Origin of the sequence: Hymenobacter latericoloratus, assembly GCF_014199535.1 — a bacterium.
GTDB classification, from domain to species: Bacteria; Bacteroidota; Bacteroidia; order Cytophagales; family Hymenobacteraceae; genus Hymenobacter; species Hymenobacter latericoloratus.
Map to the genome: position 1 here is coordinate 141,025 of NZ_JACHNV010000001.1, position 24,856 is coordinate 165,880.

Annotated in this window: 13 protein-coding genes; 6 read left to right on the forward strand and 7 right to left on the reverse strand. The window is 61.8% G+C overall.

Annotated features, from left to right (window positions below; genetic code table 11):
* Window positions 1–118: 118 nt before the first annotated feature.
* The 4 genes from hemW (at window position 119) to GGU46_RS00685 (ending at window position 3,497) form a co-directional block, all read left to right on the forward strand.
* Window positions 119–1,252, forward strand: a complete 1,134-nt coding sequence (gene hemW / locus GGU46_RS00670) for a radical SAM family heme chaperone HemW (protein WP_183401679.1) — start codon at window positions 119–121, stop codon at window positions 1,250–1,252.
* Between the two features lie 182 nt (window positions 1,253–1,434).
* Entirely contained in the window at window positions 1,435–1,917 is a 483-nt protein-coding gene (locus GGU46_RS00675) for a hypothetical protein (RefSeq protein ID WP_183401680.1), read from the forward strand.
* 105 nt (window positions 1,918–2,022) lie between these two features.
* Window positions 2,023–2,682, forward strand: a complete 660-nt coding sequence (locus GGU46_RS00680; protein ID WP_183401681.1) for an alpha/beta fold hydrolase — start codon at window positions 2,023–2,025, stop codon at window positions 2,680–2,682.
* Between the two features lie 38 nt (window positions 2,683–2,720).
* Complete coding sequence (locus tag GGU46_RS00685; RefSeq protein ID WP_183401682.1) at window positions 2,721–3,497, forward strand: cyclase family protein; 777 nt, start codon at window positions 2,721–2,723, stop codon at window positions 3,495–3,497.
* Between the two features lie 148 nt (window positions 3,498–3,645).
* Here the strand turns inward: GGU46_RS00685 and GGU46_RS00690 are convergent, their stop codons facing one another.
* The 7 genes from GGU46_RS00690 to GGU46_RS00720 form a co-directional block, all read right to left on the reverse strand.
* Window positions 3,646–3,921 carry a hypothetical protein gene (locus GGU46_RS00690; RefSeq protein WP_183401683.1) on the reverse strand — a complete coding sequence of 92 codons (276 nt, stop codon included), beginning with the start codon at window positions 3,919–3,921 and terminating at the stop codon, window positions 3,646–3,648.
* A gap of 433 nt (window positions 3,922–4,354) precedes the next feature.
* Window positions 4,355–5,524 carry a galactokinase gene (gene galK / locus GGU46_RS00695; protein ID WP_183401684.1) on the reverse strand — a complete coding sequence of 390 codons (1,170 nt, stop codon included), beginning with the start codon at window positions 5,522–5,524 and terminating at the stop codon, window positions 4,355–4,357.
* Between the two features lie 167 nt (window positions 5,525–5,691).
* Complete coding sequence (locus GGU46_RS00700) at window positions 5,692–8,199, reverse strand: DUF5686 and carboxypeptidase-like regulatory domain-containing protein (RefSeq protein WP_183401685.1); 2,508 nt, start codon at window positions 8,197–8,199, stop codon at window positions 5,692–5,694.
* A gap of 316 nt (window positions 8,200–8,515) precedes the next feature.
* Entirely contained in the window at window positions 8,516–9,469 is a 954-nt protein-coding gene (locus GGU46_RS00705) for an NAD(P)/FAD-dependent oxidoreductase (RefSeq protein ID WP_183401686.1), read from the reverse strand.
* Between the two features lie 141 nt (window positions 9,470–9,610).
* Window positions 9,611–12,652, reverse strand: coding sequence for a T9SS type A sorting domain-containing protein (locus tag GGU46_RS00710; RefSeq protein ID WP_183401687.1), 3,042 nt, complete (start codon window positions 12,650–12,652; stop codon window positions 9,611–9,613).
* Window positions 12,653–13,268: 616 nt separating this feature from the next.
* Complete coding sequence (locus GGU46_RS00715; protein WP_183401688.1) at window positions 13,269–16,004, reverse strand: 4-alpha-glucanotransferase; 2,736 nt, start codon at window positions 16,002–16,004, stop codon at window positions 13,269–13,271.
* A 187-nt stretch (window positions 16,005–16,191) separates the two neighbouring features.
* Window positions 16,192–16,620 carry a carboxypeptidase-like regulatory domain-containing protein gene (locus GGU46_RS00720; RefSeq protein WP_183401689.1) on the reverse strand — a complete coding sequence of 143 codons (429 nt, stop codon included), beginning with the start codon at window positions 16,618–16,620 and terminating at the stop codon, window positions 16,192–16,194.
* Between the two features lie 202 nt (window positions 16,621–16,822).
* On the opposite strand from GGU46_RS00720, the gene GGU46_RS00725 reads away from it, so the two are divergent.
* Both GGU46_RS00725 and tamL read left to right on the forward strand, forming a co-directional pair.
* The gene (locus tag GGU46_RS00725) at window positions 16,823–22,318 is read left to right on the forward strand and encodes a translocation/assembly module TamB domain-containing protein (RefSeq protein WP_183401690.1); all 5,496 of its coding nucleotides are present in this window, start codon (window positions 16,823–16,825) and stop codon (window positions 22,316–22,318) included.
* A gap of 69 nt (window positions 22,319–22,387) precedes the next feature.
* Window positions 22,388–24,826 (forward strand): translocation and assembly module lipoprotein TamL, encoded by a 2,439-nt coding sequence (tamL, locus tag GGU46_RS00730; protein ID WP_183401691.1) that lies wholly within the window; start codon window positions 22,388–22,390, stop codon window positions 24,824–24,826.
* Window positions 24,827–24,856 lie beyond the last annotated feature (30 nt).

Here is a 24,856-nt window from a genome sequence, read left to right on the forward strand (position 1 = left end):
CGCTGTTCTACGGGGGGCGTTCGGGCAGCTTGGTCCGACGCTTCCGGCGTTGGGGCAGGGGTAGGGCCCCGGGGCCAGCTTCAACTAACTCAGGGGCAAGATTTTTTGATTTTTGCGCATGTCTGGTCTGTACCTTCATATTCCCTTCTGTAAGCAGGCCTGCCACTACTGCGACTTCCACTTCAGTACCTCGATGGCGCTGAAAAGCCGCTTCGTGGAAGCCCTCACCCAGGAGGTAGCGCTGCGCCGCCAGTACCTGGGCCCCGCTGCCACGCTCACTACCATTTACTTCGGGGGCGGTACGCCCTCTTTGCTGACCCAGGCCGAGCTAACCACGATTTTTGAGGCCATCCACCGCCACTTCCGGGTAGCGCCCGACGCCGAAATTACCCTGGAAGCCAACCCCGACGACCTGACCCCGGCCAAGGTGCGCGAGCTGGCCGCCTCACCGGTTAACCGCCTGAGCATTGGGTTGCAGAGCTTTCATGAGCCCCACCTGCGCCTCATGAACCGGGCCCACTCGGCCCAGGAGTCGCGGGCGGGAGTGCTGCGGGCCCAGGAGGCGGGTTTTGAGAATATTTCGGTGGATTTGATTTACGGCGTGCCCGCCCCCGACCACCGGCTGTGGGAAGCGGATATGGCCGCGGCTTTTGCCCTGGGCGTGCCCCACCTTTCCTGCTACGCCCTCACCATTGAGCCGGATACAGTATTTGGGCGGCAGCTGAAAAAAGGGAAATTCTTGGCCCCTCCCGACGATTTCGTGGCCCGGCAGTTTGAGCTGCTGCTCCAGCAGATGCACCGCCACGGCTACGAGCAGTACGAAATCAGCAATTTCTGCCGGCCCGGCCGCGAGTCGCGCCACAACTCGGCGTACTGGCGCGGGGTGCCCTACCTGGGCGTGGGGCCTAGCGCCCACTCCTTCAACGGCCACAGCCGGCAGTACACCGTGGCCAACAACCCGCAGTACGTGGCCGCCGTGCTGGAGCGGGGCGAGGTACCGGCTACCGTAGAAAACCTCAGCCTCCAGGACCGCGCCAATGAGTACCTGATGACCAGCCTGCGCACGGCCCGGGGCTGCGACCTGACTTATCTGCGCGACGCGCTGGGCACCGATGTGCCGGGGCAGCGCGCCGCCTACCTGCAGGAGTTGCAGCAAACCGGCCTGGCCACGCTCCGGGGCGGGGTGCTGCAGCTCACGGACGCGGGTAAACTGCTGGCCGACCACATCACTCTGGAGCTGTTTCAGGGGTAGGCCAGGAAAAGCCGGACCTGGCCAGTGTCAAAATGGGCCAATAGGTACTACACTCCGGCCGGAAACTGCTAATTTCCCGGCCTACCCACTGCGTACCCCTGCGCGCCAGCCGGCCGGCTACTACCCCCGCTCCGGGCCGCAAACCGGGTAGCCGCCCTTCTATTGTGTTTAAATCCGTGATTATGAGACGACTGATTGACGCCCTGGCCGACGACACGGATTTCTTTATCGAGCAGGTGCAAATCACGGCCATCGTGTTCGATACCTCTGACGACGTGACCATCTGGGCTACCACGTACTTCGACCAGGAACCGCACTTTTTTCATTTAGGGCTTCCTTTTCAGCAACTTGATTTGCTGCTGCGCCTGGCTGGCTCCCGGGCCGAAGCCCTGCAGGAAGATGTGGCCGACGCCCTGGCTACCGTGCGCGAGTGGCCTTGCCTGCTGGAATATACCACTGCCGCCGACCCGCCCGTGCCCTTGCCCAACGTGGCCCTCAAGCTCTCCTGCACCTATCCCGCCGACGAGCCCTACGAGGAAGGCGAAGAAGACGAAACCTTCGATATCAGCATGGCCGCCGACACCGAGGAAGCCGAGGAATACGAGGGCAGCCAGCCCCACAACATCTTCTACCTGGAAGGCGTCTTTCTGCGCGTCGAGCCGTAATGGCGAAATGGTGAGATGGGGAAATAGTGAGGTTGACGTTCGGCTACCCTCTCACGACCAACGCAACCTCAACCCATACATTTCACTAGCTCCGCACTTCACCACATGTTCTACCTTCTTCCCGGGCTGGGGGCCGATGAGCGGGTGTTCCGAAACTTGCTACCCCGGCTGCACGGCCAAACCCGGGTACTGCCCTGGCTGACGCCCACGCCGGATGAAACCCTGCCCCAGTACGCGGCCCGGATGGCGGCCGACATTCCGCCGGAGGCCGAGGGCCTGCTGGTGGGCGTGTCGTTTGGGGGGGTGGTGGGGCTGGAAATCAACCGCCTGCGGCCCCGGCTGCGCACCGTACTCATCAGCAGCATCCCCGACTCCAGCTGCCTGCCGCCCCTGCTCCGCCTGATTCGGGCCAGCGGGGCGTACCGACTGTTTCCGCCGCAGTGGCTGAAGCTGTTTCCGCGGGCCGGGCAGTGGTATTTCGGGGTGAAGAACGGGGAAGAATACCGCCTGTTCAAGGAAATTCTGCGTGATATGGAGCCCGTGTACACCCGCTGGGCCATTCACCGCCTCCTGCACTGGGACAGCACCCACGTGGGGCGCAGCGTCCAGATCCTGGGCACCCACGACCGGGTTTTTCCGCCCGGCCCTACCCCCGTGGAGTACCTGATCCGGGGCGGCGGCCACTTTATGGTACTAAGCCACGCCGAGGAAATCAGCCAGATCCTGGATCGGTTAGAGCAGCAGGAGCGGGTAGCAGCATCGTGACTCAGCCATTCTTATCACCTCATCACCTCATCACCCTCATGCTTGCTACTTACCCCTACCAGGGCCGTCCGTTTGCCTTTGACCCGGCCGCCCCGCTGGATATTTCCCTTCCCCTGGCACCCGGCGCCGGGCAAGTGAACTGCTTCTGGGCCGAGCCCGTGAAGTTCGAGGTGATTCGGGTGGGTAGCTTTGTGGGCAGCGTGGCGCAGGGCGGCAGCACCAACTACCAGCGCGTGCACCTGACGCCCCACGGCAACGGCACCCATACCGAGTGCTACGGCCATATTTCTGCTGAGCCCCAAGCCACCCTTGACCGGTGTTTGCGGCGGTTTCTGTTCGTGGCCCGGCTGGTATCGGTGCAGGCCCGGCCCCAGCCCAACGGCGACGAAGTGGTGCTGTTGGAAGATGTGCGCCGGGAGCTGGAAAGCGGGCCAGATGCCAACCTGTGGCCCGAGGCCCTGGTGCTGCGCACCCTGCCTAACCATAAAAGCAAGCGCACCCGCCAGTACTCCGGCACCAACCCTACCTACCTGGAGCCTGCCCTGGCCGAGTACCTGGCCGCTCACCACATTGAGCACCTGCTGCTGGATCTGCCCAGCGTGGACCGGGAGGAAGACGGCGGGCAGCTGCTGGCTCATCATGCGTTCTGGCAGTACCCCGCGGCCACCCGCACCGCAGCCACCATCACGGAGCTGATTTTTGTGCCCGATGAGGTGGAAGATGGATTGTACCTGCTCAACCTGCAGGTAACGAGCCTCGCGCTGGATGCCAGCCCCAGCAAACCCATACTGTACGCGTTGTATGATGGTAGATAGTTGGCTGAAGAAGTAGGAACGGAAGCGTCATCTGCCTAATAAGCAGACCTTTATCCACGTCCCGGTGCCAATTACCCGCTACCCTTCAACGCCAACGGCCTCCGCTGTAGCAGCGGAGGCCGTTGAGGATACTTGCCGAAACGGGTGCTTAGTTCAGCCACACCGTCAGGAGCATTTCGAAGCGGTGCGGGCCGTAGGCGTTATAATAAGGCGCCTCGCCCTCGAAGCCGAGCACGTGTACCAGAGGCATGCCTTCGGTGCGCGAATCAACCACGCGCACGGGGTAAAGCCGGCCTTCCTCGGGCCAGTCGCCTATGTGGTTGTAAGGGCGCTGGCTGGCGTCAATGCAGCGGGCGTAATCGATGAAGGGGGCGTGGCGGGTAGCTTCCGCCAGGGTCAGGTTAGCAACTTCGTACTTAGGCATACGTGGGTCAGGATGAGGAAAACAGCTGCTACCCCGGGGGGCCGGCCAAAACCGGATGGTACAGGGGAGCCATTTGGTGAGAAGAGCTGAAAAATGATGCGCTCAATATGCCAAAGGTACAGCCTTCAAACAAGTCCTGCTACCCTGGCTGGTGCTAGTTGTCCAACGCCCGGGCCTTCCGGATTGTTCTACCGGGGAACAAGAAAATACGACGGCCGCGCCAGAACCCTCGGATTGTGCAAGTAGCTCTTTGCTGAAGTAAAATCCGGAAAACTCTGGTGGGTGAGTCCCGGGCACATGCCCGCCGCAACGTTGCTTTCGCACCTGCCAGCTCCGGATGATTATAGGAAAGAATGAGATTTAATAGGTTGTTTTGCTGCTGGTTAGCTGCGGATGAGTAGATACCCAGCGGGCCGTAGCTGCCCTGAGCTGCCTACCCCCGCATCAGCGCCGGATACTCACTGACGCCGGCCACAATGGAGGCCGTGTAGGTTTCGAGGGACAGGCCCAGCTGCTGCTTGTAAGCGGCCGTCTGGTGGGCAATGAAGGCTTCTACCTGCTCGGGAACAACCAAGTTAATGGTGCAGCCGCCAAAGCCCCCGCCCATCATGCGGGCCCCGAACACGCCGGGCGCCGTTTGGGCCGCCGCTACCAGCACATCCAGCTCCCGGCAGCTGACCTCGTACTTGTCGCGCAGGCCGGCGTGGGAGGCGTACATTTCCTGCCCGAAAGCCCGCAGGTCGCCGGCCAGCAGGTGTTGCCCCGCCGCCTCTACCCGTTGGTTTTCCTCCACCACGTACAAGCAGCGCCGGTACACCACGTCGCCCAGCTCGGCCCGCCGGGCCTGCACCTGCTCGGGTGTCGCGTCGCGCAGACTACGGACTTCCGGGTAGTGCTGCTGGAGCAGGGCCACGCCCTGCTCGCACTCCTGGCGGCGGGTGTTGTACTCGGAGCTGGCCAGAGAGTGTTTCACGCCCGAGTTGCAGAGTACCACCTGGGCCGCCGTGGTATCAAAGGGAAAGTACTCGTATTCCAGGGAGCGGCAGTCCAGGCGTACTACCTCACCGGCCCGCCCGAACAGGCTGGCAAACTGGTCCATAAGGCCGCACTGCACCAGGGCAAACTCGTGCTCCGCTTTCTGGGCCATGTGGGCCAGGGTCATGCGGTCGAGGTTAGTGCCCAGGAGCTGATCCAGGGCAAAGGCCAGGCCGCACTCCACCGCCGCCGACGACGACATGCCCGCCCCCATCGGAATGGTACCCCCAAACACGCAGTCGAACCCCGGTACTGCCACGCCCCGCTTCTGAAACTGCGCCACCACGCCCAGCAGGTAGTTGGCCCAGCCCGTGGAGGAGCGCTGCACCCCGGCCGCCGCCACCGAAAACCGCTTGTTCAGGTCGTGGGCTACCAGCCGGATGGTGTCGGTCTGGTTCAGCCCCACGGCAAAGTAAATTTCCTTGTCCACGGCCGCGGGCAGCACGTAGCCCGCGTTGTAATCGGTGTGTTCCCCAATCAGGTTGACGCGGCCGGGCGCCCGCACCAGCAGGGGCTCGTGCTGAAACTGTTGGCGAAACGAAGTAGCAATGGCGTGAGGTAGCTGCATAGCAAGACGAGGCTGAGGTTCGGGGGAAGAGAAAGGGGTAGGGCCGGCACGCCGGCAAGCGGTGAAGATACTGGTACGGATACCAGCCGGTTTTTGCTGCTGAAGATGTTGGCCTCCCGGCGGGGGCGCGTGTCCTTCTGCGGGGTTGTAAGTCGCGGAAATTCAGCTCACAGCTTGAACTGGAAGCTCACTTTTACGCCGAAGGTGCGGGCGCCGGGTGCAGCACGGTAGGTAAGCCGGTGCAGGAAATCGACCCGCGCTACCTTGAAGATGTTCTCGATGCCGTAGCCTACCTCGGCGTAGGGCGTACGGCCCAGGGGCCGGAACGAGGGGAGCGGGCCGCCGTTCACGGGGTCTTCCTGGGGAATGATGCGCCGGTTGGCCTCGCGCACGCTGCCCCAGAGCAGGTTGCCGGTAGCCACCAGCCGCCAGTTCAGCTGCTTGATGGCCGGCAAGGAGTTTAGCAAGAAACCATCGAACTGATTTTCAACGCGAAACGCTACGTACTGGTCGCTCACAAACTCGAAGTAGCGCATCAGGTTGAAAGCCCCGGCGTTGTAGAAGGGCGACTGGTTGCCCAGATGGGTTTTGAGCACCGGGTAGGGCACCGTGCTCGGGATGTAGCCCGCATCGAGGCGGTAGTCGGTGCGGCCCAGCTGGCCCAGCCGAATGCTTTGGTCGATGAGCAGGTTGAATTTCTGGTAGCGGAAATCGGAACCCAGCACGTCATCCACGCCCAGGGTATAGCGCAGCGTGAATACCGGCCAGCGTTTGAGCCCGATGGCCGTGCGGCGGTTCTGGTTGTTCTCGACCAGCACCTCGTCGCGGGCGTAGCGCGACTCCAGCACGATTTCCGAGAGGTCGAAGTGGTCGTTGGTGGGTGCGCCGGGGCTGGTTTCCTGGGTGTAGTAGGCAAACGGGTACAGGGGCCGGAACTGCTGGTGGCGCACCATCACGCGCTGGGTGAACCCCCGGAACAGGTCCGACTGCAACGCCACCGTGGTTAGGGCGCGGCGCAGGGGCCGGCTGCTGCTGATGTTACCCAGGCGGGCCGAGGCCTCGAACAACGGGTTTTCCAGGGCGTAGTCGTTATCGAGCAGGGCTACCTGGTCCAGGTCCTGGCGGTGCTCGAAGTTGGCAACCGTCCAGCGGCGCCGGTCCAGCACGCGCTGCACCCGCAGGCCGTACTTGAAGCGCCCGTCGCGGGTGCCGTAGGCCAAGAAGGAGCGCAGCAGCCAGTCGCGGCTCAGCTCGGGGGTAGTCCGGAAGCCCACCCGAAAGCGGTGCCCCTCAATGCTATTGAAGCTGTACGCCGTCAGGATGGGGCCCAGATCTACCTTGCCCACGCGGTAGTAGCCATTCACGGCCACGTCGGCCAGCTCCAGCAAGGAGCGCACGGCCGGCAGCTGCCGCACCGAGTCGAGCACCAGCAGGGTGGCCTGCTCCTCGCGGCTTAGGGAGTCGGGGCGGTTCCGATCAAAGAAATCCTGCGGGCCACTAAAGGCCGAAGCCAGAGTTTCCAGGGGCCGGTCGTAGAAGGGCAGGGGCTTGGGCTGATTCACCACGAAGCCTGAGTTGACCGTCGTGAACCGGGCCAATACACCCGTGCTGCCTTTCGTGGGCTTGATGCCGATGACCACCCGGGTGCGCCGGGGTAGCTCGCCACCGGCGGGGGTAGGGGCCATTTCCTGGTACACCCGCACCTGCTCCACAAAGTTAAGGTTGGCCTCCGGACTTACGGCCAAATCCAGCCGGCGCAGGGCGTACGTATCGGCCGTAATCCAGATGGTACCCGTGAAGGCCAGGTCCTGGGGGCGGCGGGGCTGCACCCCAATCTGGTAGCAGAAGTCCGGGCCGAGCATGACCGAGTCCTGCAGCTCGTACTCATAGGTGAACTTCCAGCCGTCGGCAATGGGCGAGATGAAATCCTTGCCCAGCAGCTGCTGCCAGTTGCGGTAGAAGTCCCAGTCCTGAAACGAGGAGCCCATGATCTGCGACACTACCGAGCCTTCCCGGGGAGCCGCGCCGCGCATCTGGGTACGCACAATTTCCTCGCGCCGGCGCAGGGGCTCATTGTTCTGGTAGAAGCGCGAAAGAACCTCGGAGGCGAAAATGGGCACCACCGGCTTGCCCTGGGCGTCGCGGGCAATGCCCAGGCTGTCGGCCACCTGGGTCATCTGGCGCAGCACCTTGCGGCGGCTCAGCTGGTCGGGCAGATTGTTGAGGGAAACTTCCGTGCGGTTATAGCTCTCAAACTCGAAGGCCCGCAGGTTGCGCTTGTTGTTGCGGGCTTTGTGCTGCTGCACCCGGCGCAGGATAGCATAAGCTGGGTTCTCACGGGGCCGCACCACTACCTCGCCCAGCGACACGCTGCCGCTGCCCAGGCTGAAGTGAATGGTTTGTTGGGTGGGGGCGGCGGCCACTTTCCGTTTCTGGGGCGCGAAGCCAATGGCGGAGGCCACCAGCGTATCTACGGGGCCGGTTACCGTGAGCTGGTAGCGGCCGTTATCATCGGCGGTAGCGCCCTGGCTGGTGCCGCGCACAAACACGGAGGCAAACGGCACTGGCTGACCCGTGGCCGCTTCCGTTACGCGGCCGCTGAATACTATCCGCTGGCCCCAGGCCACCGGCGCGCTCAGCAGCAGCAGACAAAGCAGCGAAGACACGAATTTCATACACACGGACTATACGGACACTCAGGCGCAGGTTGGGTAACAAGATACTGCTAAGACCGCACGAAAGCATGCCACTCCGAAACTTGCCTGCTGCCAGCCTCGCCCTTCCTACCCCCGGTCCGGCAGTAAAGCCGCCCGCTGAGGGTAGGGGCCGCACGGCTGGTCGAACAAGCGTTGGGTTGCTTTTCCGCGGGCGCTAGGGAGTGTCAGCGGATGTCAGCCCGCAGCAACCTGGCCAGAAACGTTTCCGGCATCGGACTGGGTATCCCGGCGAAACCGACCTGGTGCAGCAGGCAAGATGACCAGTGGCGAACTGCTACTTTGGGCACTCTTCCCGGGTCAGGGTTTCGTTGATGCTGATGGCGGCGGCGCTACCCTCGGCGGCGGCCAGAATGGCCTGCTGGGTGCCGGGCGTAATGTCGCCGGCGGCGTAGAGGCCGCGCACCGTCGTTTGCTGCTTTTTATCGACCCAGATAGCGCCCTTGCTCGTGAGGCGGCAGCCAACCTGTTCGGCCAGGGTACTGCGTTGGTGCTGATGGGCGTGTACGAATACGGCCGTGCGGGCCAGCTTCTCGCCCGAGGCAAACACAATGTGACGCAACTCGCCCTCGGCCGTGCCCTCCAGCCGCACCACGGGTTCTTCGCGCACCTGTATTTTCTGCTGGCGCAGGCGGCGGCGGGCATTCTCGGTCAGGAATCCTGGGCCGTCAATGCAGGCCACCACATCTTTGCTCCAACGGCTTACCAGCAGGGCCAGGCCGGTTACCATTTTGGCGCGGCCGTACACCGCCAGGGGTTGGTCGCGCACTTCCCAGCCGTGGCAGTAGGGGCAGTGCAGCACCCCGCGTCCCCACAGGTCGCGCATGCCGTCAATGGGCGGCAGCTCATCTTCCACGCCCGTGGCCAGCAGCACCTTTCGGGCCGTGAGGGTGGAGGTACGGCCTGTGGGGCCTTCCAGCGTCAGCTCGAAGAAAGGGCCTAATGGAGCCAGGTTCACCACCCGAGCTGCCCGAATTTCGACGGTAGCATAAGCGGCCAACTGCTCCCGGCCCAGGCGCAGCAAATCGGCGGGTTGGGTCCCGTCGCGGGTGAAAAAGCCCTGCACGGCGGGCGAGGGAGCGTTGCGGGGGGCACCCCCATCCAGCACCACTACCTTCCGCAGGCAGCGGCCCAGTACCAGCGCGGCGCTAAGGCCGGTACTGCCGGCACCAATGATGGCAACGTCGATATCGGTAGGGGGCTGGGCGGGGAGGCGGTGACGGGGTGGCATACGCAGAATATTTCCGTTTGCCTATACCGGCAAAGCCGCCCAGGGGTTAGGCTCAGGTTCAGAAGAGCCAAAGAACAGCGAAACAAAAAGGCCTTTCCCCGCGGGGAAAGGCCTTTTTGTTTCGCTAACCTAATTTACAGGTTACTCTTTGATCAAACGCTTCGTGAAGGTTTGACCGTTGCCCTGAATAGTGAGCAGGTAGCTGCCTTTGGGCAGGTTATCGAGTCTGATAGACTCTGTAGTACCACCTTGTTGCGATACTACCCGCACCGTACGACCCGTCAGGTCAGTTATCTTAACCTGATAAGTACCTGCCGACAGAGTCGTCAGATTCAGGAATGTAGTAACGGTTGCGGCCGTTGGGTTGGGATACACCGTTATGTCCGTAGCGGCCGCAAAGCGCACTGTCTGTACGTCGCTGAGGATAGCGGTACCATCCAGGTCAACCTGACGCAGACGGTAGTACACGGTGCCCTGCGCTTTAGCACCCACCTGGGCATCCAGGAAGCTATAGTCGTGCGCGGTAGGGGTAGTGCCCTGACCTTTCACTTCGCCCACTTTCTGGAAGGTAACTGCATCAAAGCTGCGTTCCACCACGAACCGGTCGTTGTTGAGCTCCTGCGAGGTAGCCCACACCAGTCTGGTGTCCAGCCCGTTGGCCTGGGCCTTGAAGCTTACCAGGGTTACAGGTAAGGGTGCTGCTGCACTGTTGCGACGGAAGAATGCATCGGTGGTTGCGTTCAGGTAGCCAGGACCTGTAGAGGCACTGCCGCTGTACGCAGGGTCATAGATATCAACCAGACCGTTAAAATTATCGTCGTGATAGTACGGAGAGCTAATATCGAGGAAGTTTGGGACACCGTTGTTGTTTGAGTCCTGCAGGAATAAGGAGAGCGTGGTAGCTCCATAACCGGAACCGTTAGTGGTAACCGGATAATAGGCACTCTTCTCTGGGTTGTTGACAGCAAACTGGCGGGCTAGTGCGACGATATCATCACCAGCAGCCCCGCTGCCGTTCAAATCAAAACCCTCCGACCAGTCAGACGTTTGAGCATAGATAGGACGAGTGGTACGAGTAGCGTTGTCTCCGTCGGAGTCTAGGTCGAACATATCCGGGGTACCGTCCGCATCGGTGTCAACCCGCGTAGTAATAGCATTGCCTCCCGTAATGTTGCCATCGTAGGCGTCGCGGATGCCGTCGCGGTCAGTATCCGTATTGAAGTTAGCCTGGTTCTTACGGGTATTATAGGTTACAGAGGTTAAGGCCTCCATCTCATCTGTAATGCCGTCGTTATCAGAATCCAGATCCAGGAAGTTGTAGTTGCGAGCCGTCTGGCCATTAGCCGTAAACGTTTCCTGGTCGTTATCCAACAGGGTGTAGCGTACCGTGTTCACTTCTGTACCCCCCACCCGGGCATTCGCTGCGCCACCCGTACCACGGTTTTCTACCGCATTAGGCAAGCCGTTGGCTCCAACCGAAGCGGCCACAGTCCCGACGGTAGTACTACCATTGGTAATAGAGTTAATAAAGCGGCCCTGAGCAGTACTGTAGCCGCTAGACTGCGTGGCAGTAGCATCATTAGTCCAGATTAGAAGAGTCAGGCCGGCTTCAAATGAGTCCGTCAAGCCATCGTTATCCGAGTCGAGGTCGAAGTGGTTTGGAATACCATCCCCGTCCGTGTCGAAGATGTCGTTCACCCCGTTATTATTCAGGTCGCGGAAGGCGCCGAAGATTGGGTGAACGTAGTCCACATCGAGGTAGCGTACGGGCGAAGTAGCATCGGCAAAAGCACTTGGATCTACGTTGGTAGTGCCAGACAGAGATTCTACTACGTCCAGAATACCGTCGTTGTCATCGTCAATATCAACGTCATCAGTTACGCCATCACCATCGTTGTCGCAAACATAGACGGTTGTATAGGTCAGATTGTTGGCCGTGCTTACGAAGCCATACGTCCACGTGTTCACCGTCACGGCGTTGCCGGGGGTGTTAGTGGTGGTGCCATTGCCCCAGCCGTGGGCAGGGCTAAGGGTACCGTTTAAGCTTTGCGTATTAAGCGCCGCAACGTTTGTGTCATCCCAGTACAGCAGATCGAGACCAGTGGCGGAGGGCCGTACGTTGCGCACGGCAAAGCCGCCTTCATTATTTTCCGCGTCGTAAATAGGGAAGTTAACCGGGGCGCCACGGTTAGTAAAGCTGTAGGTGATGTTCTGCCCGGCCGGTACCCGAACGTTGTTCACCAAGCCATCCCAGATAACCGTAGCCGATGAGCCACCAACCACGTCGGTAGTCAACGTACGGGTGTTGCCGCCGTACGAGATGACGATATCAAAGCGGCCGGTTTCAGACGACGACGTGGTGAAGGCTACCTCAGTGTTGCCCCCGCGGCAGTAGGGCTGCGGAGTAATAGAAACCGTTGGAACGGTAGCGCTAGGCCAAATGGCCGGATCAGGGTCGTTTACGAAGCTGGGATATTGGGCGTAGGCCGTATTGCCCGATTGGCTTTTGCGGCGGTCGGCGATGGTGGTGCGGCCGGTTACCGCAGTAGAGCCAAACTCGTTGGTTACGAAAAAGAAGGCGTATGGACGCAGGCCAGCAAGCTCAATAGCTTTTACGTAGTAGTTGCCGGCCGAGGCACGGCTCTCAACCAGTGGGTAAAGCGTGAACTTGCTTGATAGCAAGTTTGCCGCGCTCAGCGAGGAAAATGCCCACGACCGGCTGAACAGACGGCCGTTCTTGATTTGATTATCAGTGCCGGTTACCGTAAAGTCCCATAGGTTGTAGGTGCTGAAAATCCGGTTGCCAGCTGTGCCTTGAGCGTTGCTGAAATTAGGATTTGCAGTCTTCAGGTCATTGAAGCCCGGCTGGGTATTCTGATTGGTGTACTCACCAACCTGGGTGAATTCAATAAAGAAATCCTGGGCCTGGCCCGTGTTGTTAATGTATTCTAGCGGTTGGTAGCCGCCGGCTGCCGGAGCAGGGCCGGCCTGAGCTTGTGCATAATCGTCGATAACCCCGGCCTGGTTAGTGTTCAGCAGGTAGGTAGTCGTGGGGTTACGCGTGAGCGTGTTCTGCTTAACGATGGTGCCGTCGCCTGTGCCGTAGCGCAGGGTGAGCATTAGATCTTGGTAGTTGCTGGTGGTAAAGTTGGGGTCATTGGCACGCTGTACCCCGTATGACAACTTCTCCCCTGGCAGTAGGCGGATGAATAGACGGTAGTCGGGGCTAAAAGGAGCGCCCGCTGGACTTACCCAGCTAGCTGGCTTTAGGAAGCCATAGGAAATGTCAACCCCACCCGATGTCTGGTCGGAGTTATGCACCAAGTAACCGCACCGGTCGTTGGCAGCATTAGTGAAGGCAATGCTAGCATTGGCAGCGGCACCCGGCGTAAGGTTCTTGGAGCCTTCTGCCTTTGCCTGCGTCCAACCTAGCACCGACCAAGCTAACAGCAGAAGCGCTGATCGTAAGTGTGTTTTCATGCAAGAAGTATTTATGGAAAGTTTTAATGTCAGTCTGTTAGGGCTCGTAAAGCCTACTCGCATTCAAAGCTAGAGGGACTGTAAAAGGGAAGGCCCAATTTTCGCCCAATTAATAGGAAGACTCGGTGAATCCGCCGGTTTGGGCTGGTAAGTCGAGATTGAAAAGTCCCAATTTGAATCCCGGCTGCAAAGGTAGGGATTGACTAGTAAAATGTTACGTTATTTTGACAGATACCGGATTGATAACAAGTGTTATGAAATAATTAAGCCCTGCCAATGCTGGCAGGGCCCTTTTTATCAAAAGCTCATTTTAAGTGATTTAGTACACCTGGACCCGGTTACTTGTAGTAACCAATGAGCTAATATCTTGATTAAATTCTATTTGTTGTAGTAATTCTTCCAGATTCAGGTGCAGGCGGTACTTCCAGAAGTGGGTGGGGTTTGCGGGTACGTTGATCTGCTCCTCGGCAGAATCCGAGCGGCGCAGCTGCTCATGAAGGGCCAGCAAATCCTGTAATGGGAAAATGGCCCACATGGCCGGCGAGGCCAGGTGTTGCGCCACTATTTCGCGTGCTACCCAGGGCTCACAGTGCAGAGGAGCCTGCTGGCCCCAGTGGCCTAACAGCTGCTCGAAGAAGCGCTGGGTTTTTTCGCGGTCCTCTTCCCACCAGCCGCGCACCGTGCTCATGTCGTGCGAGCCGGGGCTGACTACGGAGAGATAGGGGGCGCGGGCCGGGTCGCCGAACTCCACGCTGGGGTCGGAGGGCATGCGCTGAATGTTGAGGCCCAGAATACCCAGAGCCTTCATAACCCCCGGCACCGACTCGGGCACCATGCCCAGGTCCTCGCCGCAGATCAGCATATCGGTGGCCCAGCGCACGGCTGGTAGCTTAATCAGTCCCTGGCGGCGCCAGAAGTCCTCGTGGCGACGGTAGAAGAAGTCGATGTACAACTCGTGCAAGCGGGTACGGGTGTGGTCGTCCAGCTCCCGGAACGAGCGGCTCAGGTGCAGGGTAATGCGCGGATGGTAGAAGTCCGCCCGCTGGTCGTCGGGCACCAGCAGCACTTCGTTGATCAGCTTATAGAGGCCTGTACGCAGCCACGTATAGTGGTCCGTGTTGGCCGGGTCCTGCCTGATCTTTTCGCTGATAACGGCTTCAACCTGGCGCTGGGTGCGCACGTGCTCCTGCAGGCGAATAACGCCGTGCTCGTTGGCTTCCATGAACTCATCGAACACCGGCTGGGCCTGGCCGTGGAAGATTTCCTGTACGATGTGCCAGCGGATGTACGGCTCGCAGAGGCGGCCGTAGTCAAACCAGCCGATGCGCTGCTCGATTTCGTGCTGGTGCAGGGGTAGGGCCGGGGAGAAGTGGCCCAGCAGGCCCTCCACGGAGTGACCCGGAATTTCCCAGATGCGGAAAAAGCCCAGGATGTGGTCGATGCGCAGGGCGTCGAAGTAGCGGGCCAGGTGACCCATGCGCTGCTGCCACCACTGGTAGCCGTCCTCGGCCATTCGCTCCCAGTTATAGGTAGGGAAGCGCCAGTTCTGGCCCGTTACGGAGAAGTCGTCGGGGGGGGCGCCGGCCTGCTGGTGCATGTGGTAGAGCTCGGGCTGGGTCCAGGCGTCCACGGAGTGGCGGTAGATGCCGATGGGCAGGTCGCCCTTCACTACTACCCCCCGCTGGCGGGCGTACTCCACGGCTTCCAGCAGTTGCTTATCCAGGTGGAACTGCGTAAACAGGTGCAGGCCGAACTCGTCGAACGCCGGGCTGTCCTCCCGCAGCAGCTCGGCCACCTTGGCCGGGGTGCGGTATTCTTCGGGCCACTGGCTAAAGTCGGCCGTGCCGAACCGGTCGCGTAGGCCGGAGAAGGCCGCGTAGGGTAGCAGCCAGGCCTGCTGCTCCTGGCGGAATTGCTGGAAAGCCGGGTCGGCGAGGAAAGCCGCTTTTTCCTGCTGGTAGAGCTGGCGGATAAACTTCCACTTGGCGTTCATCACCGGCTCATAGTCCACAAAGTCCCGGGCGTTCAGCTCCTCGCGCAACTGCGCCAGCTCCTGGCGGGCGGCGGCATCCCGCAGTTCGGCCACGGCATCGAGGTTGAGGTACTGCGGGTGCAGGGCAAACACCGAAATGGCGGCGTAGGGGTAGCTGTCCACCCAGGTATGGGTAGCCACCGTGTCGTTGATGGGCAGCACCTGCACCAGCTTGAGGCCGGTAGCCACAGCCCAATCTACCAGCAGCTTCAGATCCGGAAACTCACCTACGCCCAGGCCGCGGCGGCTGCGCAGGGCAAACACGGGCAGGGCCACGCCCGCCCCGCGCCAGTTACCGGTGGGGTAGCGGAAATGGTCGTCGGCCTTCACGCGCAAGGTGCGCTGGTTGGCATCGGGGTAAATCAGCCGGTCCTCACCTGCTTCAAGGTGAATGATTTTCTGTTCCGCCGGGTCCCAGACACCGTATTTATACTGCGCGGTCTGCTCGGGGTGGGCCAGGGCCACTTCCGCCCGCCAGGTGGGGTAGTCGGCATCGGTTAAAACAACGGCCTTTCCTGCGTCCCAGCTGCCCAGGGCCGGGTCGGAGCCCAGCACGCACAGCTGGTGGTTGGAATCGACGCGCGGAGCCGACAGCTGGAAGCGCACAACCCCGTTGGTTGCGCTTGCCGGGGCAGGAGCCGGCGCAGCCGGGGCCGGGCGGCGCATCAGGGCCTTGGTGAAGGCGGCCGTGTGCAGCTCGTTTTCGGGCAGGGCCGGAGCCCGCCAGAAGTCTTCCAGCACGATGCGGGTAAAGCGGTTGGCGTCGGGACTGATGGTACGGTTGGGGCCCCATTCCCAGTGTTGGCCCCCGTCGCCCTCGTCCAGCAACACATACTTATACTCCACGGGGTCCAGCTGGTCATCGGGCAGGCTGATTTCCTGAGTCCAGAGGCCGTGCTCGGGGAGGTAGTGCAGGTTCAGGGCTTGATGGAGGTTCCAGTGGCCCAGGCTGGGCAGGGAGCCGCAAACTACCAGGCGCTGGCCCCAGGCCGTGCGGAAGGGTAGCGTAAAGCGAAGAATCATTGGGGGCTGGGTTACTTAGGAAGTGGGGCCGAAGATACGGTGGAAACCGCGGACCCGAAGCCGCTTGAAGGGCCTTATCCGGCGCAATGCAGCCTATTTTCTGGTGGTTTCCGCGCGGCTAATGGCGGGTTGACCGCTGGTTGGTGCCAGATTGATTCGGGGTGGATGCCCACTGGCCCGCAGCGTTTCAGCCCCGCCGACCTTTGCCCCGCTTTCGGCTTGTTTTCGAGGGCTCAGCCTGCTGCTGAAGGGTAACCACCAGGTTCTTTTCGGCCTCGGGGGCGCGTAGCTCCACTTGCTGGGGCAGGTGGCCGGGGTAGGCCACCAACAGCCGAACCGGGGCGCCCGTCGGCAGGGCTAGCAGGAAAAAGCCCTCGGCGTTGGTAGTGGCCAATTGGGTGCTTTTGCCCACCACTGCCACGGTAGCACCGGGCAGGGGCTGCCCTGCCTCACTGAACACCGCGCCGGTAAACTGCACAAGGCGCGGAGCTGCCCCTGCCGCGGTTGGGGTGGTTTGGGCAGCGGCCGGGGGTAAGCCTCCCCCCAACAATACCCCATACCCCACCAGCAACAGACAGATGGCTACCCGGCAACGGAAGAAACAAGTCAGCAGCAAGGGACGGAGTGGAAAAGCGGACGGAAAAGGAAATATATATTCGGAAGCTACGATATTTATATCAGGCTTCCTCCTTTCTTCGATAGGAACAATCTTCTGGCCGATGTAGGACGGCAATAGGTCGGTAAAAACAGAGCGCGGCCAACCTGAGCGGGCATTTTCCCGTTTGGCTGACTGAGTTTCATTTCTACTGGTCTGTCGTTTGCCTCTCTACCTGCGTCGTATTCTGTACGCCCTGCTCGGGCTCATTGGGTTGGTGCTGCTGCTGGTGGCCGGCATCTTCGTGTTCCTGCAAACCAACGCGGGGCAAGATTTCGCCGCCCGGAAGGCTGAAGGATATTTACGGGACAAACTGCAAACCGACGTGCGAATCGCAAAATTTCGCACGGACTTCAAGCACGCCATCAGCCTCGATGGGGTCTATATCGAGGACCAGAAGGGCGACACGCTCCTGTCAGTAGGCCACCTGGGCGTGGACCTCGACATCTGGGCCCTGACCAAGTCGCAGATTAACCTCAAGAGCCTGGAGCTGAACGACGGGCGCCTGGCCATTACGCGCACCGAGCCCGACAGCATTTCGAACTACGACTTCATTGTCAATGCCTTTGCCAGCGGCGACACCACCACCGTGGCTGCTACTCCCGCCGACACCACCGGCGCGGGCTTTAAGTATGATATCGGGGATTTGCGCCTGACCAACATCCTGCTCACCTACAACGACCAGGTAGATGGCATGAACGTGCGTACCCGGGTAGGGGAGCTGGCCGTGAGCATGGACGAGGTGGATGTGGACGGCTCTACCTATCGGGTGGACCAGGCGGCCTTGCGCAACACGGGCATCAACATCCGGCAAACCAAGGTGCCGCCCGATACGCCCCAGGACACGGCGGCCCTCAAGCTGGAGTTTGGCCTGAACCGGGCCCAGCTCCAGAACGTGAGCCTGACCTACCGCAACGACCCCTCGGCCCAGTTTATCAGCACCCGCGTGGGAGAGGCCGACGTGACGGCCGACAACATTGACCTGGTGAACAGCCGCGTGGCCCTGAACACCCTGAAGCTGCGCAACACCAGCTTCGCCTACGCTCAGAACGAGAACGTGCCGGTGGAGCAGCGGGTAGTAAACCCGGCCGAAGCCGTGCGCGACCTGAACGCCGCCGTGGAAAACGCCACCGGCCAGGAGGCCAGCTGGGTCGTGAGCCTGAAGCAGTCGGATATTTCGGGAGTTGATGTGGCCTTCGACAACTTCAACCAGCCCCGGCAGAAAACGCGCATCCGGGGCATGGACTACAACCACCTGAAGTTCACGAACCTCACGCTCAACACCGAGAACCTGCGTTACTCCGCCGACAGCACCACCGGCCGCATTACCCAGCTGGCGGGCCAGGAGCAGAGCGGCTTTGCCATTACCCGCGCCGCCGCCCAGGTCCACTACGACGACCACCGCATTCAGCTCAACGACCTGGATTTGGTGACGCCCCACAGCCACCTGAAGCGCCGCATCGGCATTGGCTACAAGGACCTGGCCGGCATTGCCGACGACCTGCCCAACCTGCAGCTCAACGGCGACCTGCGCCAGGCCCGCCTGGGCTTCCGCGACGTGCTCTACATCACCCCCAGCCTCATTGATACGCCTCCGTTCAGCAGCGGCCCCAACCAGTCGTTCCTGATTTCGGGACTGGTGAGCGGGCGGCTGGGTGACGTGCGCGTGCAGAACCTCGACTTTGTGGGCCTCCGCAACACCGTAGTGCGCGGGGGCGGCCGCATCCAGGGCCTGCCGAACACCGATGACCGCCTGGTGCTGGATTTGAACCTGGGCTACGTGCGCACCACCGAGGCCGATATGCGCAGCCTGTTACCCGCCGGCACCCTGCCGGAATTGGGCATCGACCCGAGTGACCCAATTACGATGAGCGGACAGGTGCGCGGCCGCATCAGCAACCTGGCCCTCAACAACATCAACCTGCAGGGCCTGCAGGGCACCCGCATCCGCACCAGCGGCCGGATTCAGGGGCTGCCCAACACCGACCGCCGCCTCTACGCCGACTTCAACGTGCAGGAGTTTACCTCCACCGCCGCCGACATCAAGGGCCTGCTACCCCCCGGCACCCTGCCGGCCGGCTACCAGCTACCCCCGCGCCTGACGGTAAGCGGCACGTTCCGGGGCCGGCCCACGGCCTTGGTATTTGACACCGACTTGCGGGCTACCACCAGCTTCGGCAACGTGGCGGCCAAGGTGAACGTGGGCGAGGGGCCACAGGGCCAGGAGCCGGTGCGCGCTACCTTCAACACCCAGGGCCTCGACGTAGGCAAGTTCCTCGGTGACCCGACCATTGGCAAGGTAACGGCCAGCGGCACCCTGAACGGGCGCGGCGGCCTCGACCCCAACCAGCTGCGCGGCACCCTGCAGGCCAACGTGCAGCAGGCTACCTACAACGGCTACACCTACCGCGGCATCACGGCGAAGGTGGACATCGACCGGAACCGCTACGTAGTAGATGCCAGCAGCAAGGATGACCCCAACCTCAACCTCGACCTACTGGCCACCATCGACCTGCGCAACGCCTCCAACCCCACCTACACCGTGGACCGCCTGAACCTGCGCGGGGCCAACCTGACGGCCCTGGGCTTCTACACCGGCGGCGACCTGCGCGTGCAGGGCGACCTGACGGCCAACATCAGCGGCGCCGACCTGAACACCATCAATGGAACCTTCTCGGGTAACCGCATTGTGATTGTGAATAACAACCGGCCGTTTGCCCTTGATTCGGTGAGCGGGCGCATTGTGCAGCGCACGGGCCGCACCGAGGTGGACTTTGCTTCCAGCGTGGCCGACCTGACCCTGCGCGGCAACACCCGCCTCGGCGACCTGGCCCTGGAGCTGCAGCGCCACATCGACCGGTACTTTGATTTGCCCGGCGTGCAGTACCGGCCCTCCTCAGAGTACCGACAGTTTACGTTTGAGGCCAACCTCAAGCAGCCGCGCCTGGTGCAGCAACTCGTGCCCGACCTCAAGCGCCTCACGCCCTTCAAGCTCACCGGCTCCTACGACAGCCGCCAGGCCGACCTGCGCCTGAACACCCGCATCGGCCGCATTGTATATCTGGGCTACGCCCTGGATTCCCTGAAACTGGCCGTGCAGTCGGACCCCCAGAAGCTGGACTACGCCCTGGGCCTGCGCCAGATCAGCCAGGACACAACCCTGCAGATTCCGAACCCCAGCCTGACGGGTAGCATTCAGAACAACGAAATCGGGACGCGCCTGCGCATTGCTGAGTCGGACAGCGCCGAGAAGCTGAACCTGGCCGGGGTGCTGCGGGTGCTCAACCAGGGCACGGCCTACGCCTTCCGCTTCGAGCCCAAGCTGATGCTGGACCAGAAGCAGTGGGACATTACCCCGAACAACGAGCTGCGCTACACCACCAGCACCGGCGCCATCTTCGCCCAGAACCTGGTCATCAGCCGTAACCAGCGCCAACTGAGCCTGCAAACTCTGGCCGGGCCCCAGTACCCGCTCCAGGTGAACATGCAGAACCTTGACATTAACGGGCTGGGTAGGGCCGCTGGCTTCCAGGACTCCCTGATTGCGGGCACCCTGAACGGGCAGGCCGTGGCCTACAGCTTGGGTCAGCCCCGGCAGGCCTTCACGGCCAACGCCAACCTGGCGGGCTTCGTGTACAACAAGGCCGCCATCGGCGACCTGGCCGTGCAGGCCACCAACCCTACCCCCGACCGCTACAACGTGGATGCCCGCCTGACCAACCCGCGGGGTATGGATGTGCGCGCCGTGGGCTACTACCTGGCTACCCCGCCCTCACCCATTCAGTTTGATGTGAACGTGAACCGGCTCGACCTGCAGATCATAGAGCCCTTCTCCCTGGGCCAGCTCCAGCAGATGGCCGGGGGCGTGAGTGGGCAGCTGACCGTGACGGGCAGCGTGGCCCAGCCCACCATCAACGGTACGCTCACCACTACCCCCGACGCCACCTTCACCCTCACCCAGCTGGGGGCGCCCTACTTCCTGGCCTCCCAGGACATCCGCTTCAGCAACGAGGGCATTGGCTTCCGCAACTTCGTGGTGAAGGACTCCGTGGGCAACGAAGCCGTAATTAACGGGGCCGTGCGCACCACCAACTACACCTCTGACTTCCGCTTCGACCTGAGCGCCACTACCACCAACTTCCTGGCTATCCAAAGCTCCCAGCGCGAGAACAACCTGTTCTGGGGCAAGCTGCTGGTGGATTCCGACTCCCGCATTACCGGCACGCTCGCCCTACCCGTGGTGCGCACCCGGGCCCGGGTGGCCGATGGCTCCAACTTCTTCGTGGGCATCCCGAACGAAGACCCGGTGAAAGTGGAGCGCGACGGGATTGTGGAGTTCATTGACAAAAGCGCACCGCTGGATACTATGCTGGCCCGGCAGGTAGCCGTCGACTCGGCCGAAACCGCCGCCGGCTACGACATTCAGGCCATTGTGACGGTAACGGACAACACGCCCTTTACCATTGTGGTGGACGAGGCCTCCGGCGACAACCTGCGCGTGCAGGCCAACGGCACCCTGAACACGGCCATTGACGCCACCGGCAACATCACCCTCACCGGCCGCCTCGACGTAGCCAAGGGCAAGTATCAGATGTCGCTTTATGACCTGGCTTCCCGCGAATTTGACATTGCGCCGGGCTCGTCCATTACCTGGAGCGGGGACCCCTACAACGGGCAGGCCAACGTAACGGCTATCTACAAGGTGCGCGCTGCGCCCGCCGAGCTGATTTCCTCCCAGGGCGGCACCGATGAAACCCAGAATGCCCTGGCCCGCAATCAGCTACCCTTCGAGGTAGATTTGAAGGTAGCCGGCCAGCTGCTCAAGCCCGTTATCAGCTTTGATATCCGGCTGCCCGAGGAAGCCCGCTCCGACCTGCGCGGCCCCATTGAAGCCCGCCTGACCCAGCTGCGGCAGCCTTCGCAGGAAAGCGAGCTGAACAAGCAGGTGTTCTCCCTGCTCGTGCTCAACCGCTTCCTGGCCGACGACCCCTTCCGTAGCAGCAGCGGCAACCTGGTAGCCGAGCAGCTCCGCGGCTCCGCCAGCCAGGTGCTTACCCAGCAGCTCAACAACCTCACCGGCTCCTACCTCTCCAACCTGGGCGTGGAGCTGGGCGTGAACTCCTACGCCGACTTCAGCAGCGGCTCCGAAAAAACCCGCACCGACCTGAACGTGGCCGTGCGCCGGCAGCTGCTCAACAACCGCCTCACCGTGCGCCTGGGTACCGATGTGCCCCTGGGCGGCGGCAACCAGGGCAGCACCGGCCAGAGTCAGTCGGGGGTAAGTGCCTTTGCCGGCGACGTAAGCGTGGAGTACAACGTGCTGGCTAATGGCCGCATCCGCCTGCGGGCCTTCCGCAACAACGCCTACGGCGACATCGACGGGCAATTTGTGCGGACTGGGGCCTCCCTCATCTTCCAGCGCGACTACCGCGACCTGGCCGACCTGTTCCGGGGCATTGATGATAACGTGAAGGAAGAAGTGAAGCTGGAGCGCCAGCAGCGCCGCCGCGACCGGAAAGCCGGCCGCGACTCGACCAACGCCGCCCCCAACGCCCCGCGCCGCGACTCCACCCGCCTTCGCCCGAACGCGGCCCGGCCCGATTCGGTGCGGCGCACCAGTGCCCGCGCTGCGGCCCGCCCCGACTCTACCCGGCGCTGACACTTGCCGGTTTCCTACCCCCTCGCGCTACGCCAACCTTTCGCTTTCCCTTTTCCGAACTAGTTCTTCATGCTGCCTCATCTGCCCTTCTTTCCGAATACCAAGGACGCCGCCGATCCGCATCGTCAGGCTTCCCCGCCGGGCCGGGGTAGGGGCTGGGGGGTAGGGCTGCCGCTGCTGGCGCTGCTGGCTTCCTGCTCGGGCCTCAAGTACATTCCGGAGGGGAGCAAGCTCTACACCGGCAGCACCGTGAGAGTGAAGTCGGAGAGCACCATCCCGCGCGAGGCCGAACTGACCACGGAGCTGGAGTCGGTGATTACGCCCAAGCCCAACACCTCCTTCCTGGGCATCCGGCCCAAGCTGTACTTCTGGCACCTGGGCGAGGGCAAAACCAAGGGCCTGGGCCACTGGCTGGCCAACAAGTACGGCGAGAAGCCCGTGCTGCTCAGTCAGGTAGATACCCAGAAGGTGAAGGGCCTGATGGTTAACCGCCTCTACAACAACGGTTACTTTCAGCCGGTGGTGCACAGCCGCGTGACCGTGAAGGGCCAGGCCGCCAGCGTCGATTACACGGCCACGGTGGGCAAGCCCTACACGATTAAGGAGATTTTCTTCCCCGAGGGCGACTCCCTGCTCCCCCGGGCCGTGCGCGCAACCCAGCCTGGGTCCCTGCTGAAAGTGGGGGAGCCCTACAGCCTGCAGACGTTCACGAATGAGCGCATCCGCATTGATGGAGAGCTGAAAAACCAAGGGTTTTACTACTTCAACCCCGACTACATCCTGTTTCAGGTGGACAGCACCCTGAACAACCAGGTAAACGTGTATCTGAAAATCAAGGAGCGTACCCCAGAGCAGGCCAGCAAGCCCTACCTCCTGAACCGCATCCGGCTGAATACCAGCTACTCGCTGAATGATACCACGCTGAGCGAGCGGCCCATCCGGTACCGCGGGTACATTTACTACCCCGATGAGAAGGTGTTCAAGGCCAAGGCCATTACCAACGCTACCTTCATTTACCCCGACAGCCTGTACCGCCGCCGCCGCCAGGACCAGACCCTGAGCCGCCTCATGAGCCTGGGCACCTTTAAGTACGTGGACGTGGGCTTCCGGCCCGCCCGCCAAAAGCCCGACTCGGCCGGCTACGGCTTCCTGAACTCCTACGTACGCATGACCCAGCTACCCAAGAAGAGCCTGCGGGCCGAGGTGCTGCTGGTGAGCAAGTCGAACGGGTTTGTGGGGCCGGGCTTCCGGGTGCAGTTCCGTAACCGCTCGGCCCTGCGCGGGGCCGAGCAACTGCTGGTAAACCTGACGGGCTCCTTCGAAAACCAGCGCCGCAGCAACCAGAACACCATCGGCCTGACCAGCTACGAGCTGGGCGCCGATGCCCAGCTGCTGGTGCCGCGCCTCATTACGCCGCCCTTCAACATCCGGCTGGTCAACTCCGACTTCCAGCCTCGCACCACCTTTGGGGCAGGCATCCGGTCTGTAACCCGCGTGGATGCCTTTACGCAGCAGGGCTTCAACCTCAACTACGGCTATACCTGGAAAACCAAGCTCACCAACGAGCAGGAGTTGCGACCCATCGATATTCAGTACCTGCGCCTGAGCAACACCACAAAGGAATTTGACACCCTACTGGTAGAGCGGCCTTTCCTGAACAACTCCTTCCGGCAGCAGTTTGTGCTGGCTAGCTCCTACCGCTACACCTATAACCAGCAGACCCAGGAGCAGCGCCGCAACCAGATTTACTTTAGCGGGGGCATTGAGGTAGCCGGCAACCTGGCTTACCTGGTCAGCTCCCTGACGGGCCAGCAGAAGATAACCAATCCGGATGGCAGCCAGTCGTACACCATCCTGAACCAGCCTTTCTCGCAGTACACCAAGGTAGATCTGGAGCTGCGCAACTACTTCCGCACCAGCGCCAACCCTAGCAGCGGCAACAAGTTCGCAACCCGCCTGCTGATTGGAGCCGGCCTGCCCTACCAGAACGCCCGGGTGCTACCCTACCTGAAGCAGTACGGCATTGGCGGCCCCAACAGCGTGCGGGCCTTTGCCGCCCGGGGGCTGGGGCCCGGCACCTACCGCACCCCCGCCGCCCGCGAAAACAGCGCCTTCTACGACCAGGTGGGCGACCTGCGCATTGAGGCCAACGCCGAGTACCGCCAGGACCTGTTCCCGTACGTGAAGGGTGCCCTGTTTATTGATGCCGGCAACATCTGGCTCATTAACGACGACCCCAGCCGCCAGACCATTGATGAGAACGGCAACCCCGATGGCAAGAACGGGCAGTTTGCCTTCAATACCTTCCTGAAAGAGCTGGCCGTAGGGGCCGGCGCCGGCCTGCGTATTGATGTGCAGTTCTTCGTGCTGCGCTTCGACTACGCCTACCCCCTGCGCCTGCCCTACAGCAATACGGAAATCCGGAATCCGCTGAACACGGAGGAGGTGCTGTACAAGAAAACCCCCGATACCGGCCGCTTCAACATTGCCATCGGCTACCCCTTCTAACTCAGGCAACCCACAAGAAAAAGCCCGGCT